Origin of the sequence: Methylobacterium sp. 092160098-2, assembly GCF_028920805.1 — a bacterium.
Taxonomy (GTDB): domain Bacteria; phylum Pseudomonadota; class Alphaproteobacteria; order Rhizobiales; family Beijerinckiaceae; genus Methylobacterium; species Methylobacterium fujisawaense.
Window position 1 is genome coordinate 1,555,873 of record NZ_JAQPZJ010000001.1, and the last position, 16,332, is coordinate 1,572,204.

A 16,332-nucleotide genomic window follows, 5' to 3' on the forward strand; every position below is an offset into this window, starting at 1 on the left:
CGAAGGGGCGGCGGCTGTAACCGGAAGCCGGGCGCCGCGCCGGCCCCTCGGGCTGCCGCGGCCCGGCAGGGTCTGCACGTCGAGTGAGCAATTTAGCGTCCTTGGCCGGCTTTGTCTGCCGCGCCCGCGCAGGGCCGCCCTGCCCTCCCCAACGCAGTGCCGGTTACGGATCGCCCGCGTCCGCGCGGACCGGTGCGGCGCACCACTGGATTTCACGCGCGGAATCGGGGAGAGCAGGCGCGAGGACACGCACTTCCCAAGGTTTCGGCCGGTCGGGTCCGGCGGGAAAAGGACGGTTCGATGAAGAAGGTCTACACGGATGCCGCCGCGGCCCTGGCCGGCCTCCTGCACGACGACATGATGGTGATGTGCGGCGGCTTCGGCCTCTGCGGCATCCCGGACGAGCTGATCGAGGCGGTGCGCTTCTCGGGCGTCAAGGGTCTCACCGTCGTCTCGAACAATGCCGGCATCGACGGGGTCGGCCTCGGCAAGCTTCTGGACACCCGCCAGGTCCGGAAGATGATCTCGTCCTACGTGGGCGAGAACAAGGAATTCGCCCGCCAGTATCTTGGCGGCGAGCTGGAGATCGAGTTCAACCCGCAGGGCACGCTCGCCGAGCGGATCCGCGCCGGCGGCGCCGGCATCCCGGCCTTCTTCACCAAGACCGGCGTCGGCACCAAGGTCGCCGAGGGCAAGGAGGTCCGCGAGTTCGATGGCGAGCATTACGTCATGGAGCGCGGCCTGTTCGCCGACCTCGCCCTGGTCCATGCCCATACGGGCGACACCGAGGGGAACCTGCGCTACCGGATGACCGCGCGCAACTTCAACCCGATGATGGCCACCGCCGCCAAGATGACGGTGGCGCAGGTCGAGCATCTCGTGAAGCCGGGCGAGATCGATCCGGACACGATCCACACGCCCGGCATCTTCGTGAAGCGCATCGTCGACGTGGGCGTGCGCGACAAGCGCATCGAGCAGCGCACGACGCGCACGCGCAACGATGCGACCCCGGCCGCCGCGGCCGGCGGCGGCACGCACTGACCGGACGGGAAGGGAGCGAGAACGATGGCCTGGACCCGCGAGCAGATGGCGGCGCGCGCCGCCAAGGAGCTGGAGGACGGCTTCTATGTGAACCTCGGCATCGGCATCCCGACGCTGGTGTCGAACTACATCCCCGAGGGCATGTCGGTGCAGCTCCAGTCGGAGAACGGCATGCTGGGCATGGGCCCCTTCCCCTACGAGGGTGAGGAGGATCCGGACCTGATCAACGCCGGCAAGCAGACGATCACCGCCCTGCCGACGACGAGCTACTTCTCCTCGGCGGATTCCTTCGGGATGATCCGCGGCGGGCACATCAACCTGTCGATCCTCGGCGCCATGCAGGTGGCCGGCAATGGCGACCTCGCCAACTGGATGATCCCCGGCAAGATGGTGAAGGGGATGGGCGGCGCCATGGACCTCGTGGCCGGGGTGAAGCGCGTGGTCGTGGTGATGGAGCACGTCGCCAAGAACAAGGACGGCACCGAGAGCCCGAAGCTGCTCAAGGCCTGCGACCTGCCGCTCACCGGAACCCAGGTGGTCGATCTGGTGATCACCGATCTCGGCGTGTTCGCCATCGACAAGAAGGGCGACGGCGGCATGACGCTGATCGAACTCGCCGACGGCGTCACCGAGGACGAGATCCGCAAGAAGACCGAGGCCGACTTCACGGTCGCCCTCAAGAACTGACATCCGCAGGCTCGGCGACCGACGTCGCCGGGTCCGACGGGGCGATGGCCGCCCAGATCGGGCGGCCATCGCATGACGGCGCGGGCGCCCCTTCAGACGCGCCCGATGTCGGCGCACCTCGTCAGCGCCAGCCCCCCTTCACCCATCGGCACAGGCCAGACGCGAAACGCCCCCCTCTCCCGGTCGGAAGAGGGGGGCGTTTCGCGTGATCCTTCGCCGCTCGGCTTCGGCCGGGTCAGAGCCCGAAGCCTCCGACCTGTGCCGATCGGTCAGCCCGCGTCGCTGGCGCCCGCGCCCGCGAGTTGCGGATCCCGGGTCGCGGGACGCACCGGGCTGTCGGCCGCCGGCTCCTCGCCCTGCAACGCCCGCCGCACGTAGCTGTCGACCCGGTCGCCCTGCTCCGGGAGGGCGGCCTCGAGATGCGCGATCATCTTGGGCGTCCAGAACGCCTTGATGTGCTTCTGGACCCCGGCGACCGCCTCCTCCTCCGGGTAGGACCGGAAGAAGGTAGCGATCTGGTTGGCCATGCGGACGAGCTTGTCCGCCTGCGTCACGGCACTCATCGGATACTCTTACTCCGCCGCGTCGAGCGCAGTGCCCTGGGAATTGGCGATCCGGGTCAGGGAGAAGTCCTCCTCGTAGAACTTCGCCTGCCAGTCGGACGGCCGGTTGGTCCGCCGGACCTGCACCGCCGTCACCTTGTACTCGGGGCAGTTGGTCGCCCAGTCCGAGTAGTCGGTGGTGATGACGTTGGCGCCGGTCTTGGCGTGGTGGAAGGTCGTGTAAACCACGCCCGGCTGCATCCGCTCGGAGATCTTCGCCTTGAGGGCGATGTCGCCCGAGCGGCTCTCCAGGGCGACGAGATCGCCGTCGACGATGCCGCGCAGCTCCGCGTCGAACGGGTGGATCTCCAGCACGTCCTCCTCGTGCCAGCGCGAGTTCTCGGTGCGCCGGGTCTGCGCGCCGACATTGTACTGGGACAGGATCCGGCCCGTGGTGAGGATCAGCGGGAACTTCGCCCCCGTGCGCTCCTCGGTGGCCACGAACTCGGTGATCATGAACCGACCCTTGCCGCGGACGAACCGGTCCACGTGCATCATCGGCGTGCCGAGCGGCGCCTTCTCGTTGCAGGGCCACTGCACCGAGCCGAGCTCGTCGAGCTTGGCGTAAGACACGCCGGTGAAGCTCGGGGTGAGCGAGGCGATCTCATCCATGATCTCGGACGGGTGGCTGTACTCCATCTTGTAGCCCAGCGCGTTGGAGAGCAGCACGGTGCCCTCCCAGTCGCCATAGCCGCCCATCGGGGCCATCACCTTGCGGACCCGCGAGATGCGGCGCTCGGCGTTGGTGAAGGTGCCGTCCTTCTCCAGGAACGAGGCACCCGGCAGGAAGACGTGGGCGTATTTGGCGGTCTCGTTCAGGAACAGATCCTGGACGACGATGCACTCCATCGCCATCAGGCCCGAGGTGACGTGGTGCGTGTCCGGGTCGGACTGCGCGATGTCCTCACCCTGGATGTACATGCCCTTGAACGAGCCCTCGACGGCCTCGTCGAGCATGTTGGTGATGCGCAGGCCTGGCGCGTTGTCGAGCTTGGCGCCCCAGAGGGCCTCGAAGCTCTCGCGGGTGGCGTCGTCCGAGACGTGGCGGTAGCCGGTGAGCTCGTGCGGGAACGAGCCCATGTCGCAGGAGCCCTGCACGTTGTTCTGGCCGCGCAGGGGATTCACGCCGGCGCCGAGCTTGCCGATATTGCCGGTGGCCATGGCGATGTTGGCCATGCCCATCACCATGGTCGAGCCCTGGCTGTGCTCGGTGACGCCCAGACCGTAGTAGATGCCGGCCGCGCCGCCCTTGGCGTAGAGCCGGGCCGCCCCGCGGACTTCCGCCGGGTCGAGACCGGTGAAGGGCTGCTGGCTCTCCGGGGAGTGCCGCTCATCGGCGATGAACCGGGCCCAGGACTCGAACTCGGCGAGGTCGCAGCGCTCGCGGACATAGGCCTCGTCGATCAGCCCCTCGGTGACGATCACGTGCGCCAGCGAGTTGATGAAGGCCACGTTGGAGCCGGGCTTCAGCGGCAGGTGATAGTCGGCCTTGATGTGGGGCGACTTCACGAGGTCGATCTTGCGCGGATCGGCGACGATCAGCTTGGCGCCCTGACGCAGGCGCTTCTTCATCCGCGAGCCGAAGACCGGATGGCCGTCGGTGGGGTTGGCGCCGATCACCAGGATCACGTCGGAATGCTCCACCGACTTGAAGTCCTGTGTGCCGGCCGAGGTGCCGAGCGTCGACATCAGGCCGTAGCCGGTCGGCGAGTGGCAGACGCGGGCGCAGGTATCGACGTTGTTGTTGCCGAAGGCGGCGCGCACGAGCTTCTGGACGAGGTAGGCCTCCTCGTTGGTGCAGCGCGACGAGGTGATGCCGCCGACCGAATCCTTGCCGTACTTGGCCTGGATCCGCTTGAACTCGCTCGCGGCCCGGTCGATGGCCTCCTCCCAGGAGACCTCGCGCCACGGATCCGTGATCTTCTCGCGGATCATCGGCTTGGTGATGCGGTCCTTGTGGGTGGCGTAGCCGTAGGCGAAGCGGCCCTTCACGCAGCTATGGCCCTCATTGGCCTTGCCGCCCTTGTAGGGGACCATGCGGACGACGCGCTCGCCCTGCATCTCGGCCTTGAACGAGCAGCCGACGCCGCAATAGGCGCAGGTCGTCACCTCGGCGTGCTCGGGCTGGCCGTACTCGTGGATCGACTTCTCCTGAAGGGTCGCGGTCGGGCAGGCCTGCACGCAGGCGCCGCAGGAGACGCATTCCGACTCGAAGAAGTTGGTCGGGCCGGCGGCCACGCGGCTGTCGAAGCCGCGGCCCGCGATGGTCAGCGCGAAGGTGCCCTGCACCTCTTCGCAGGCGCGCACGCAGCGGTTGCAGACGATGCACTTCGACGGGTCGTAGGTGAAGTACGGGTTCGACTCGTCCTTCGGCAGATACTTCTCGGCGCTCGGCTTGACGTGGTTGTCGCCGTCATAGCCGTAGCGGACGTCCCGCAGGCCGACGACGCCGGCCTGCGTCTGCAGCTCGCAATCGCCGTTGGCCGCGCAGGTCAGGCAGTCCAGGGGATGATCGGAGATGTAGAGCTCCATCACGCCCTTGCGGAGCTTGGCGAGCTTCTCGTTCTGCGTGTGGACGACCATGCCGTTCTCGGCCGGGGTCGTGCAGGAGGCCGGGGTGCCGCGCCGGCCCTCGATCTCCACGAGGCAGAGGCGGCAGGAGCCGAACGGCTCCAGGCTATCGGTGGCGCAGAGCTTCGGGATCTGCGTCCCGGCATGCATCGCCGCCGCCATCACCGAGGTGCCCGCCGGCACCGTCACAGACATGCCGTCGATCGTCAGCGTGACGGTCTGCTCCGCCACGCGGATCGGCGTGCCGTAGTCGATCTCCTTGATCAGGCCCATCGACGCCTCCTTACTCGGCCGCGGCCGGCAGATCGCCGGCGCGCCTGAAATCCTCGGGGAAATGGGTGATCGCGCTCATGACGGGCATCGGGGTGAGCCCGCCCATGGCGCAGAGCGACCCGTCGGTCATGACCTCGCAGAGGTCCTCGACCAGCTTGAGATTCGCATCCGGCCGGATGCCGGCGATGACCTTGTCCATGGTCTCGACGCCGCGGGTGGCGCCGATGCGGCAGGGGGTGCACTTGCCGCAGGACTCGGTGGCGCAGAACTCGAAGGCGAAGCGGGCCTGGGCGGCCATGTCGACGGTGTCGTCGAACACCACAATGCCGCCGTGGCCGACGAGACCCTTCTTGGCCGCCATCGCCTCGTAGTCGAGGGGCGTGTCGAGGAGATGGTCGGGGAAGTAGGCCCCGAGCGGCCCGCCGACCTGCACGGCCCGGACCGGCCGACCCGAACGGGTGCCGCCGCCGAAATCCTCGATCACCTGCCGGAGGGTGATGCCGAAGGCCATCTCGATCAGGCCGCCGTGCTTGATGTTGCCGGCAAGCTGGATCGGCAGGGTGCCGAGCGAGCGGCCCATGCCGTAATCGGCGTAGGCCTTGGCGCCGTTCTCCAGGATCCACGGCACGGCCGTGAAGGTCATGACGTTATTGACCAGCGTCGGCTTGCCGAGGAAGCCCTTCAGCGCCGGGATCGGCGGCTTGGCGCGGACGATGCCGCGCTTGCCCTCGAGGCTCTCCAGCAGCGAGGTCTCCTCACCGCAGATATAAGCACCGGCGCCGAGGCGCACTTCCAGGTGGAAGGTCTTGCCCGAGCCCAGGATGTTCTCGCCGAGCACGCCGGCGGTCACGCCGTTGGCGATGGCCTCCTTGAGGGTGGCAAACGCCTGCGGGTACTCGGAGCGCAGGTAGATGTAACCGCGGGTGGCACCGGTCGCGACGGCCGCGATGGTCATGCCCTCGATGAGGTTGAAGGGGTCGCCCTCCATCATCATCCGGTCGGCGAAGGTGCCGGAATCGCCCTCGTCGGCGTTGCAGACCACATACTTCTGGTCCGCCTTGGCGAGCATCACGGTGTTCCACTTGATGCCGGCCGGGAAGCCGGCACCGCCCCGGCCGCGCAGGCCGGAATCGCGCACCGCCGCGACGATGCCCTCGGCATCGAGCTTCAGGGCGGCCTCGAGGCCGCGATAGCCGCCATGGGCCCGGTAATCGTCCACGGAGACCGGATCGATCACGCCGCAGCGGTGGAAAGTCAGCCGCTGCTGCCGGGCGAGGTAGGGGATTTTTTCAGGATCACCGAGGCGCAGGGGATGGTCACCGCCGGTGGCGAGGCCGGCATCCAGAAGGGCGTCGATATCCGCGAGCTTGACCGGGCCGTAGGCGACGCGCCCCTCGGGCGTGCCGACCTCGACCATCGGCTCCAGCCAGAACAGGCCGCGGGAACCGGTGCGCACGATGGTGACGTCGAGACCGCGGCGCTCGGCGCCGGCGAAGAGGGCGCGGGCGACCTTGTTGGCGCCGAGGCCGAGGGCGACGGCATCGCGGGGAATGTAGAGGGTCACGCTCACTGGCGCACCTCCGTCAGTGCAGCTTCGAGGGCGTCGGCGGTCAGGTGCGCGACGGGCTCACCGTCCACCAGCGCGGCGGGACCGTTGGCGCAGAGGCCGAGGCAGTAGACCGGCTCCACCGTGGCGCTGCCGTCGGCGGTGGTCTCGTGCCAGCCGCAGCCGAGGCGGCCGAGGATCTCGCGATGGAGCTTGTCGGAGCCCATGGCCTGGCAGGCTTCGGCCCGGCACAGCTTCACCTCGTGGCGGCCGGCGGGGTGGGCGCGGAAATCGTGGTAGAAGGTGATGCAGCCGTGCACCTCGGCGCGCGACAGGTTCAGCGCGTCCGCGATCAGCGGCACGGCGCCGGAATCCACGTAGCCGAACGTCTCCTGCAGCGCGTGCAGGATCGGCAGCGTGGCCCCTTCGAGATGGGTGTGTTCGGCGATGATCCCGGATGCGCGCTCCGCGCTCCAGGGCTCGTGACGCGCCATGGTTTCCAGCCCAGTCTGTTCCTGTTCTAATGCGAAGAGGAACAGAAATGCCGGTTGGCTTCAATCGCGCAGTCCGGTCGCTCGACAAAGGACGTTTGTCGAGCTGTAACCCGGCCGACCGCGCCCCGGCCGATTCCGGCTAATTCTTTGTCAGAAATTCATTTTTTGAATCGGAGCGGTGACTGACTACATCTGCGTGCGGCGCAACATGAATTTGTGCCCTGCAATAAATTGCATCCACACGGTGAATCTGCTCGATCGTCCGCCTCTGCCTTTCCGAGCGGCGCGAGCCATGCACCTCCGCGACGCTGGCCCGTGTCCCGTCACCTGGATCGTTGGGTGCGTGAGTCGCCTTCGTCCGGCGGCGACTGGGAGCGACCGAAGGAGGGCATCCGGGTTGCCTGCGCGCCCCGCTCGCAGGGACGACCTGCGCAGGCCGGACGCCAAGCAGGCGGCTCGTCAGAACTCCATCTCCAGTTCTTCGATCTCGTCCGGCTCGTCGGCAGCGGCTTCCGCCCATTCCACCATCAGCGGCCAGTGCAGGATCGTGTCGCGGTAGGCGGCGGCGCGGGGCGGCAGGGCGACGTCGTAGGTGCGGAAGCGGGTGCAGACCGGGGCATACATGGCGTCCGCCAGGCACGGTCGCGCTCCGAACAGGTACGGCCCGTCGTAGCGGTCCAGGCAATCGTCGAAGATCGTCACGATACGCTCGATGTCGGCCTTCGCGCCGTTGAACACCCGGAAGTCAGGGTGGAAGGCACGCAGGTTCATCGGCAGGGCCGAGCGGAGATTGACGAAGCCGGAATGCATCTCGCCGGAGATGGACCGGCAATGGGCGCGCTCCGCCGCGTTGCCGGGAAGGAAACCGGCCGCGGGAAAAGTCTCGGCGAGGTATTCGGCGATGGCCAGGGTGTCCCAGACGACCACGTCGCCGTGGCGCAGGCGCGGCACCAGGAACGACGGCGACAGGTGCAGCAGCTCCGCCCGGCTGGTGGCATCCGTGCCGGACAGGACCTCGGTCTGGAAGTCGAGACCGGCCATTCGGCAGATCAGCCAGCCCCGCAGCGACCACGAGGAATAATTGCGGCTCGAGATGGTGAGCGTAGCGGCCGTCATCGTCCTGCCCCGGGGCGCGTCGCCGATCATGCGGTCTGCGAAGCCCGATCCAAGACTCGTGCCGAATGGGGCGGGCGAATCGCTACCGCCCCCAATTCTAATCGCGTCGCAGCAGCGCCGCGACCTCCGCCTGCTCGGCGGCCGACAGAGTCCGGACCGGCGCGGGCGGCCGGCGGCGGGCGAGGCGCCAGAGGCCGAAGCCGCCCAGCAGCACCGCCAGAACCGGGGTCAGCCAGAGCAGCAGGGTGTGCAGCGCGAAGACCGGGCGCAGCAGCACGAACTCGCCGTAGCGCGCCACGACGTAATCGAGCACCGCCTTGTCGCTGTCCCCCTTCTGCAGCCGCTCGCGCACGATCAGGCGCAGGTCCTTGGCGAGCGGCGCGTCGGAATCGTCGATCGACTGGTTCTGGCAGACGAGACAGCGCAGCTCGGCCGAGATCTCCCGGGCGCGGTGCTCCAGGGTGGGATCCTTCAGCACCTCGTCGGGCTGGACCGCGTGGGCGGGAAGCGACGCCAGCAGGGCCAGCGCCGCCAGGGCCGATCGGAGGGAGCGGCGCGCCATCATTCGGCCGGCACCGCGACGGGAAGCGGCCGCGCCTTCGCCTTGGCGGGGACGCCCACGCGCATCCGCCGGTCCGTCAGCGACAGGCCGCCGCCGACCGCCATCACCACCGCCCCGAGCCAGATCAGCAGGACCAGCGGCTTGTAGTAGAGGCGCAGGCCGACGCCACCGTCCTGGCCGATCTCGCCGAGGCTCGCATAGACCTGGCTGGCGCCGATCGTCAGCAGCCCGGACTCCGTCACCGCCATCTTGCGGCTCGGGTAGAAGCGCTTGCCGGTCTCGACCTGGCCGACCTCGTCGCCGGCCCGGGTGCGGATCGTCAGGTAGGCGGCGGCCTCCTCGTAGTTCGGTCCCTTGCGCGGCGCGACCCGGTCCAGGGTGGCCGTGTAGGGCCCCGTCGCCAGAGTCTGGCCGGGCTTGAGGGTCGCCAAGCCCTCGGTGGCCCAGCCCTGCGCGGCGATGCCCAGCACCACCACGCCGACCCCGGCATGGGCGATGGCGGTGCCCCAGGCCGAGCGCGGCAGGCCGACGGCGCGGCGCCCGATCTGGCCGAGCGAGCGGGCCCGGCTCGCCCCGTAGCCCCGGGCGCGGGTGACGATCTCCAGAACGGAGCCGATCAGCAGATAGGCGCCGAGGCCGATCCCCACCGGCGCCAGGACCGGGCCGCCCCAGGTGAGGGCCAGGACCACGAAGCCGACGACCAGGGCCACCGCCAGCGCGGCGAAGAGGCGCTGGGCGGCGGCGAGCACGTCGCCGCGCTTCCAGGCCAGTGCCTGCCCCACGGGCACGATCAGCAGCAGCGGGATCGCGAGCGGCACGAAGGTGGAATTGAAGAAGGGCGGCCCGACCGTGATCTTCTCGCCGGTCAGCATCTCCAGCACCAGCGGGTAGAGGGTGCCGACCAGCACGGTGGCGCAGGCCGCCACCAGGAAGAGGTTGTTGAGGACGAGCGAGCCCTCGCGGGAGATCGGCGCGAACAGACCGCCCTGCCGGAGCAGCGGCGCGCGCCACGCGAACAGCGTCAGCGAGCCGCCGATGAACAGCACCAGGATCGCCAGGATGAAGACGCCGCGGGTCGGGTCGGTGGCGAAGGAATGCACCGAGGTGATGACCCCGGAGCGGACCAGGAAGGTGCCGATCAGCGAGAGCGAGAAGGTCAGGATGGCGAGCAGCACCGTCCAGACCTTCAGGGCGTCGCGCTTCTCCATCACCACCGTGGAGTGGAGCAGCGCCGTGCCGGCGATCCACGGCATCAGCGAGGCGTTCTCGACCGGATCCCAGAACCACCAGCCGCCCCAGCCGAGTTCGTAATAGGCCCAATAGGAGCCCATCGCGATTCCGAGGGTCAGGAAGCACCACGCGGTCAGCGTCCAGGGTCGCACCGCCCGCGCCCAGACGGCGTCGATCCGCCCGTCGATCAGCGCGGCCACCGCGAAGGCGAAGCTGATCGAGAAGCCGACATAGCCGACATAGAGGAGCGGCGGATGGATCGCGAGGCCGGGATCCTGCAGCAGCGGGTTGAGGTCGTTGCCCTCGAGCGGCGCCGGGATCACGCGGGTGAACGGGTTCGAGGTCGTGATGATGAACAGCACGAACACGAAGGTGATCAGCCCCTGCACGCCCAGGGTGTTGGCCCGCAGCCGCGGCGGCACCGCGTTCTTGGCGGCGGCCACGCAGGCGCCGAACAGCGTGAGGATCAGCACCCAGAGGAGCATCGAGCCCTCGTGGTTCCCCCAGACGCCGGACAGCTTGTAGATCAGCGGCTTCTGCGTGTGCGAATTCTCGACGACGTTCTGGACCGAGAAATCGGAGGTGACGTGCGCCCAGGTGAGCGCCGCGAAGGCGAACAACACGCAGGCGAAGGCGCCGAGCGCCGCCTGCGAAGCGGTCTGGCGCAGGGCCGGATCGCCCGAACGTGCCGCCCAGATCGGCATCACCATCTGGACGAGGGAGATCGCCAGCGCGAGCGCGAGGGCGAAGTGACCGGTCTCGACGATCATGCGGATTCCCTCACCGCTCGCTGCGGGGGCCGAGGGTGCTGTCCGCCGCCGCCGTAGCGGGTTTCGGCGCCGGGGCCGCCTTGTTCGGCCCCCCCTCCTGCCAGCGCCCCTGCGCCTTCAGCGCGTCGGCCACCTCGCGGGGCATGTAGGATTCGTCGTGCTTGGCGAGCACCGTGTCGGCGCGGAACTCGCCGCCGGGCTCCAGGACCCCCTCGGCGACCACGCCCTGCCCTTCCCGGAACAGGTCCGGCAACAGCCCCTTGTAGTGGACCGCGACGGTGGCGTTCGTGTCGGTGACGGCGAAATCGACCGTCTGGTCCGGGCCGCGCCTGAGCGAGCCGTCCTTCACCAGACCGCCGAGCCGCAGGCGCGTGCCCGGGGCGATGGCCTGCTGGGCGATGTCGGTGGGCGAGCGGAAGAACACGATCGAGCCGCTCATGGCGTACAGGATCAGCCCCACGGCGAGCGCCAGCACGCTGCCGCAGGCGGCGATCAGGATCAGGCGGCGTTTCTTACGCGTCACGATACTTCCACCCCGCGGTCCGGCGCGCGGAGACCCGCCCCGACCGGAACCGTTCTCATTCTAGTCTTGAGGGTGTCGGCTCCAGGCGCCCGCGGGTCAAGGGCGGGCATCAGGACCGATTGTCGTACGGGCCCCGTCCCGCGCAGGCGGCCTCACGATTTCGCGGTGTCGCGGATCGGGCTTGTCAGGGATTCGGCTTGGCGGCGAGGTCCAGCTCCCGGGCGAGTCCGTCGAGCCGCGCCACCGCGTCGCTGTTGGCGGCCAGCGCCATCCGGGCGCGGTCGAGGGCCTTCACGGCCTGGTCGCGCTCGCCCAGCGCGCTGTAGGAGCGCACGAGGCGCATCCACTCGTCCGGCGTGCCGCCCCGCGCGGCGAGGCGCCGGTCGAGCCCCTCGACCATGCTGCGAATCGCCGCCTGCTGCTCCGCCTGCGGCATGGCGCGCACCGCCGCCATCGCGGCCTCCTTCTCGGCCTGCGCGGTCGGGCCGGCCTCACCCGACCCGGCGGGCCCGGGCGCCGCGCCCTCCGCGCCGAGTCCCACGGCGCGGGCGCCCTGCTCCACCTGGGCGAGCCCCTGCGGGTCACCCGCGAGGGCGGTCCGGGCCCGGGCCAGGGCGGCGGCCGCCTGATCGGGCTCGCCGAGGACCACCCGCGACCGGACGAGCCTCAGCCATTCGTCGGAGGTGCCGCCGCCGGCCTTGAGGCGGGCATCGAGACCGTCGACCATGCCGCGGATCGCCGCCTGCTGCTCGGCCGGGATCTTCGGGGCGGCCTGGGGCGTCGTCGGGGGCGGCGGCGGCTCGCCCTTGAGGCGGGCGAGGCTCTGCTTGACGATTCCGAGCCAGGGGGCGGTCGGCGGGCTGCTGGCCTCGAGTTCGGTGAGCTGGCGGATTGCCTCACCGGTATCGCCGGCCTGCTCGGCCGCCCGGGCCAGATAGAAGCGCGGCTTCGGGGCGTTCGGCTCCTTGGCCTGGGCCTTCTCGAACAGGGCCTTGGCCTCGGGCGAGACGGTGCCGTCGCCGGCCGCCGTGAGGGCCTCGGCCTGATCGGCGAGGGTGTCGGCGGTCTCGCCCTTCAGGCGCGCGATGTTGGCGTAGGCGCGGGCGGCATCGTCGAAGCGGCCGGTGCGCATGTAGACCGGGGCGAGCACCGCCCAGCCGCGGGCGTCGTTCGGGTCCCGGGCGAGGCGCGCCTCGATCTGCCCCACCGCCTTCATGAGTTCGTCGGCCCCGCCGCGGGTGGCCTGCCGGTCGGCTTCCGTCTGCGCGGGCAGTTCGGGCGAGCCGTAGAGGCCGTAGGCGATCAGCGCCACGAGGGGAATGGTGGAGAGCGCGAAGGCCGAGGCGGCCCGCCGCCGGCGCAGGCGCGGCTCGGCCGGGCGCGCGGCCTCGACGAGGCCGGCATCCTCGGCCTCGCGCTGCGCCTCGCGGCTTGCCCGGAGCAGGCGGCGGGCCGCCTCGGCCTTGGCGGTCTCGGCCTCGTCCGGAGCGATCAGGCCGCGTTCGAGGTCGCGGTCGATCTCGGCGATCTGATCCTCGTAGAAGGCGGTCTCGGTGGCGAGCCCGCTCCCGCCCGCCTCGCCGGTCGGCACGGCGGCGCGCCGCGACATCGGCCAGAGCAGGCCGAGAACGGTCGCCGCGGTCATGGCCGCCAGAATGAACCAGATCGCCGTCATGGACCTTTCCGCCAACGAGCCGGACCGGCCCGCCCCTCCCCACGCCCTGTGGAGCCGGCAGCGTGATGCCACGACGCCTCCCGACGGCGGCACGGTGTCACGCAACTCTCCCACGATGACAAGGGCCTGGGCTGGGCCATGAGGCCGCGTCGGCCTCACACCGCCCCCTCGCGGAACTCGCGGACGGCCTCAGTGGGTCGCGGTGCCGACGGGCAGGTCGCCCGGCACCTCCAGCACCGCCCGCAGGCCGCCGAGCGCTCCCTCCTCCAGGGTGAACCGCCCCCGGTACAGGGCGGCGAGGTCGGCCACGATCGACAGGCCGAGGCCGGATCCGGGCTTCGATTCGTCGAGGCGCCGCCCCCGGCCGAGCACGGCCTGGCGGGCCTCCGGCGGCAGGCCGGGGCCGTCATCCTCGATGGCGACGACGAGGTGGGGATAATCGTCCTTGTCGACCGCCTCGGCCCGGATCGCCACCCGGCCGTGGGCCCATTTCGACGCGTTGTCGACGAGGTTGCCGACCATCTCCTCGAAGTCTTGGCGCTCGCCGCGGAAGCGCAGGCCGGGAGGCACGTGGACGTCGTAGGCGATATCCTTGTCCCGGTAGATCTTCCCGAAGGTGCGCACGAGGCCGGCCAGCGCCGGCTCCACCTCGGTCGAGGTGCCGAGCGTGCCGGCGAGCGCCGCGGCCCGCGCCCGGTCCAGATGGTAATTGACCTGATCGCGCATCACCGCGGCCTGCTCGCGGATCTTGTGCGTCAGCTCCTCGGGGGCATCGGAGGCGCCGACCTCGTTGACGATGATCGAGAGCGGCGTCTTCAGGGCGTGGGCGAGGTTGCCGACCTGGGTGCGGGCACGCTCCAGGATCTCCCGGTTGGTCTCGATCAGGAGGTTCACCTCGCCGGTGAGCGGCGCGATGTCGCGGGGATAGGTGCCGGTGATGCGGTCGGCCTCGCCCCGGCGCACGGCGCCCAGCGCCGCACGCATCTTCTTGAGCGGCGCGAGGCCGAACCGGATCTGCAGCAGGGTTGTGATCGCCAGCGACAGGCCCAGCAGGCCGAAGGTGATGGTCAGCGAATTGCGGAACCGGTCGACGTCGTTGACGATCTCGTCGGCGGGACCCGCGACCCGGACCGTGTAGCGGCCCTCCTCGCCGAGATCGACGTCGCGCTCCATGATGCGCAGGAGGCGCCCGTCCTGCCCCTTGCCGTAGCCCTGGCGGATCTGGCCGACGCCGGCCTTGCCGTCCGAATCGGTGGCCGCCGGCAGCGGCACGCCGACCAGCGAGCGGGAGGTGCGCACGTCCCGCGGCTTCGCGTCGGGCTTGCCGACCTGCCAGTACCAGCCGGACAGGGGCAGGTCGAAGCGCGGATCGCCCAGCGAGAAGGTCCGGCTCTCGGGATCGTTGGGCGAGACGAGATCGGTGGCGAGGTTGTTGGCGAAGACGAGGAGCCGGCTGTCGAAGGAGCGCTCGGTGTTCTCGCGATAGAGGGTCGTGAGGATCCAGGCCGCGATCAGCAGGATCGCGGAGCTCGACAGGAACGCCGACACGGCGAGCCGCACCGCGATGGAGCGGCGGCGCAGGGAGAAGAGGCCGATGAGGTCGATCATGGATGCGTCGGTCGCTCAGACGGGCGGCGGCGCATCGTCGAACACGGTGCCCCGCATCAGCGGGCGCGCCGTGCGGACGAACGCGCCGCGCGCGACCCGCCAGCCGTCGCCGACCACGACCTGCAAGAAGGTGTCGTCGATGTCGGCATCCGGCCGCGCAGAGCGCTCCACCACACAGGTCTTCGACACCGACGAGACGCCCCCGCCCATGCCGTTGAGCTGCCGCCCGAACGGGTCGGGACTGTCCATGGTGGAGAGGAAGACCGGCTCCCGGGCGGCGACATCTCCCGGTACGTCCCGGCGGTGCAGCATCAGCGCCTTGCTGGTGCCGCCGCGCATGAAGACGGCCGGCAGCGTGCCGGAACGTGCGGCCGCGCTCACATCCGCGCCGGCGGCTGGTTGGGATCCACGAGATAGCCGAGGCCGCGCACGGTCTGGATCAGGTCCACCGCGAGCTTCTTGCGCAGGCGGCCGACAAACACCTCGATCGTGTTCGAGTCACGGTCGAAATCCTGATCGTAGAGGTGCTCGGTCAGTTCGGCCCGGGACACGACCCGGCCGGTATGGTGCATCAGGTAGGAGAGCAGCCGGTACTCGTGGCTCGTCAGCTTCACCTGGGCGCCGTCGACGAAGACCTTGCCGGAGCGTGTGTCGAGGGTGACCGGCCCGCAGGCGATCTGGCTGGTGGCGTGTCCGGCGGCGCGGCGCAGCAGCGCCCGGACGCGGGCCATCAGCTCCTCCATGTGGAAGGGCTTGGTGACGTAGTCGTCGGCACCGGCATCGAAACCGTCGACCTTGTCGGACCAGCGGTCCCGGGCGGTGAGGATGATCACCGGCGTCTTCACGCCGGCCCGGCGCCACTTCTGGAGCACCGTGACGCCGTCGGCCTTGGGCAGGCCCATGTCGAGGATGATGGCGTCGTAGGGCTCGCTCTCGCCGAGATAGCCGCCCTCCTCGCCGTCATAGGCCTTGTCGGCCACGTAGCCGGCCTCCTCCAGCGCGGCCACGACCTGCCGGTTGATGTCCTTGTCATCCTCGACGACGAGCAGTCGCACGGCTTACTCCCCTCCGACACGGTTGCGGCGCCCGCTCAATACTGTCCCGCCACGGTGCCGGTGCGCGCATCCACGATCACGTGCACGAAATGCCCGTCCCGGCGCAAGGCGGTGAGCATATAGACGAGGCCGCCCTCGTGACGGCAGAGGCTCGCCCGCTGGATCTCGGCCCGGGGGATCACCGTGCGGGCCGCGCGGATCGCCGCCACGGGCGGGATCACCCGCCGCTCGCCGACCTCCTCGCGCAGGTCGGCGGGGGACAGGCAGCTCTCGATGCGCAGCGGCGCCTGGCTGGAGACGGCGCCCGTCTGGGGGGCCGGCCCGTCATCCGCCATGGAGCCGAACCCGCCCGCGGCGAGGGCCGCGGCGGTCAGGCTGATGGCGACGAGGGCGATGGCGTAGCGCATTGGCGAACGATGTGCGCCCAGGGCACTGAATGCGTCCTGAATACGTAGCCGTGCGTCAACCCCGGCGGTTGTCGGCGTCGGTCCGGACATTCCCTTCGCGGTTGATCTGGCGGCGGACGGCATCGTGCCGACATGACGGCCGAGGCGGCGCCCGGTTCCACGCCGCGGGCCG

15 protein-coding genes are annotated in these 16,332 nt (G+C 70.0%); 2 read left to right on the plus strand and 13 right to left on the minus strand.

The features are described from left to right. The first annotated feature begins 300 nt into the window (after positions 1-300). On the plus strand, positions 301-1,041 hold the full coding sequence (locus PQI07_RS07330) for a CoA transferase subunit A (RefSeq protein WP_274926359.1): 741 nt from the start codon (positions 301-303) through the stop codon (positions 1,039-1,041). Positions 1,042-1,065: 24 nt separating this feature from the next. Further along, a complete protein-coding gene (locus PQI07_RS07335) occupies positions 1,066-1,728 on the plus strand; it encodes a 3-oxoacid CoA-transferase subunit B (protein WP_043349486.1) in 663 nt (220 codons plus the stop codon). Between the two features lie 269 nt (positions 1,729-1,997). On the opposite strand, the gene PQI07_RS07340 is transcribed toward PQI07_RS07335, so the two are convergent. The 13 genes from PQI07_RS07340 to PQI07_RS07400 all read right to left on the minus strand — a co-directional run bounded on the left by PQI07_RS07340 (position 1,998) and on the right by PQI07_RS07400 (position 16,160). Continuing rightward, positions 1,998-2,291, minus strand: a complete 294-nt coding sequence (locus tag PQI07_RS07340) for a formate dehydrogenase subunit delta (protein ID WP_043349488.1) — start codon at positions 2,289-2,291, stop codon at positions 1,998-2,000. Between the two features lie 9 nt (positions 2,292-2,300). Beyond that, on the minus strand, positions 2,301-5,174 hold the full coding sequence (gene fdhF, locus PQI07_RS07345) for a formate dehydrogenase subunit alpha (RefSeq protein ID WP_043349489.1): 2,874 nt from the start codon (positions 5,172-5,174) through the stop codon (positions 2,301-2,303). 10 nt (positions 5,175-5,184) lie between these two features. Beyond that, a complete protein-coding gene (locus PQI07_RS07350) occupies positions 5,185-6,744 on the minus strand; it encodes a formate dehydrogenase beta subunit (RefSeq protein ID WP_043760140.1) in 1,560 nt (519 codons plus the stop codon). Then, the gene (locus tag PQI07_RS07355) at positions 6,741-7,214 is read right to left on the minus strand and encodes a formate dehydrogenase subunit gamma (protein ID WP_010684574.1); all 474 of its coding nucleotides are present in this window, start codon (positions 7,212-7,214) and stop codon (positions 6,741-6,743) included. The genes PQI07_RS07350 and PQI07_RS07355 overlap by 4 nt, the downstream gene beginning before the upstream one ends. Before the next feature lie 459 nt (positions 7,215-7,673). Beyond that, on the minus strand, positions 7,674-8,330 hold the full coding sequence (locus tag PQI07_RS07360; RefSeq protein WP_043349495.1) for a glutathione S-transferase family protein: 657 nt from the start codon (positions 8,328-8,330) through the stop codon (positions 7,674-7,676). 97 nt (positions 8,331-8,427) lie between these two features. Next, complete coding sequence (locus PQI07_RS07365) at positions 8,428-8,892, minus strand: cytochrome c-type biogenesis protein (protein ID WP_274927695.1); 465 nt, start codon at positions 8,890-8,892, stop codon at positions 8,428-8,430. Further along, the gene (locus tag PQI07_RS07370; protein WP_043760138.1) at positions 8,892-10,892 is read right to left on the minus strand and encodes a heme lyase CcmF/NrfE family subunit; all 2,001 of its coding nucleotides are present in this window, start codon (positions 10,890-10,892) and stop codon (positions 8,892-8,894) included. The genes PQI07_RS07365 and PQI07_RS07370 overlap by 1 nt, the downstream gene beginning before the upstream one ends. Positions 10,893-10,902: 10 nt before the next feature. Further along, positions 10,903-11,415, minus strand: coding sequence for a cytochrome c maturation protein CcmE (ccmE, locus tag PQI07_RS07375; RefSeq protein WP_043388080.1), 513 nt, complete (start codon positions 11,413-11,415; stop codon positions 10,903-10,905). Positions 11,416-11,599: 184 nt separating this feature from the next. Continuing rightward, positions 11,600-13,090, minus strand: coding sequence for a c-type cytochrome biogenesis protein CcmI (gene ccmI, locus PQI07_RS07380; RefSeq protein WP_043760134.1), 1,491 nt, complete (start codon positions 13,088-13,090; stop codon positions 11,600-11,602). Between the two features lie 189 nt (positions 13,091-13,279). Further along, on the minus strand, positions 13,280-14,698 hold the full coding sequence (locus PQI07_RS07385) for an ATP-binding protein (protein WP_043349505.1): 1,419 nt from the start codon (positions 14,696-14,698) through the stop codon (positions 13,280-13,282). A 15-nt stretch (positions 14,699-14,713) separates the two neighbouring features. Further along, entirely contained in the window at positions 14,714-15,079 is a 366-nt protein-coding gene (locus PQI07_RS07390; protein ID WP_274926360.1) for a PrpF domain-containing protein, read from the minus strand. Further along, positions 15,076-15,753 carry a response regulator transcription factor gene (locus PQI07_RS07395; protein WP_012321897.1) on the minus strand — a complete coding sequence of 226 codons (678 nt, stop codon included), beginning with the start codon at positions 15,751-15,753 and terminating at the stop codon, positions 15,076-15,078. The genes PQI07_RS07390 and PQI07_RS07395 overlap by 4 nt, the downstream gene beginning before the upstream one ends. A gap of 35 nt (positions 15,754-15,788) precedes the next feature. Further along, on the minus strand, positions 15,789-16,160 hold the full coding sequence (locus PQI07_RS07400) for a PepSY domain-containing protein (protein ID WP_043354854.1): 372 nt from the start codon (positions 16,158-16,160) through the stop codon (positions 15,789-15,791). Positions 16,161-16,332 lie beyond the last annotated feature (172 nt).

Coding starts and splice junctions, on each gene's coding strand:
- PQI07_RS07330 (WP_274926359.1), top strand. CDS start 301: ATGAAGAAGGTCTACACGGATGCCGCCGCGGCCCTGGCCGGCCTCCTG.
- PQI07_RS07335 (WP_043349486.1), top strand. CDS start 1,066: ATGGCCTGGACCCGCGAGCAGATGGCGGCGCGCGCCGCCAAGGAGCTG.
- PQI07_RS07340 (WP_043349488.1), bottom strand. CDS start 2,291: ATGAGTGCCGTGACGCAGGCGGACAAGCTCGTCCGCATGGCCAACCAG.
- fdhF (WP_043349489.1), bottom strand. CDS start 5,174: ATGGGCCTGATCAAGGAGATCGACTACGGCACGCCGATCCGCGTGGCG.
- PQI07_RS07355 (WP_010684574.1), bottom strand. CDS start 7,214: ATGGCGCGTCACGAGCCCTGGAGCGCGGAGCGCGCATCCGGGATCATC.
- PQI07_RS07360 (WP_043349495.1), bottom strand. CDS start 8,330: ATGACGGCCGCTACGCTCACCATCTCGAGCCGCAATTATTCCTCGTGG.
- PQI07_RS07365 (WP_274927695.1), bottom strand. CDS start 8,892: ATGGCGCGCCGCTCCCTCCGATCGGCCCTGGCGGCGCTGGCCCTGCTG.
- PQI07_RS07370 (WP_043760138.1), bottom strand. CDS start 10,892: ATGATCGTCGAGACCGGTCACTTCGCCCTCGCGCTCGCGCTGGCGATC.
- ccmI (WP_043760134.1), bottom strand. CDS start 13,090: ATGACGGCGATCTGGTTCATTCTGGCGGCCATGACCGCGGCGACCGTT.
- PQI07_RS07385 (WP_043349505.1), bottom strand. CDS start 14,698: ATGATCGACCTCATCGGCCTCTTCTCCCTGCGCCGCCGCTCCATCGCG.
- PQI07_RS07400 (WP_043354854.1), bottom strand. CDS start 16,160: ATGCGCTACGCCATCGCCCTCGTCGCCATCAGCCTGACCGCCGCGGCC.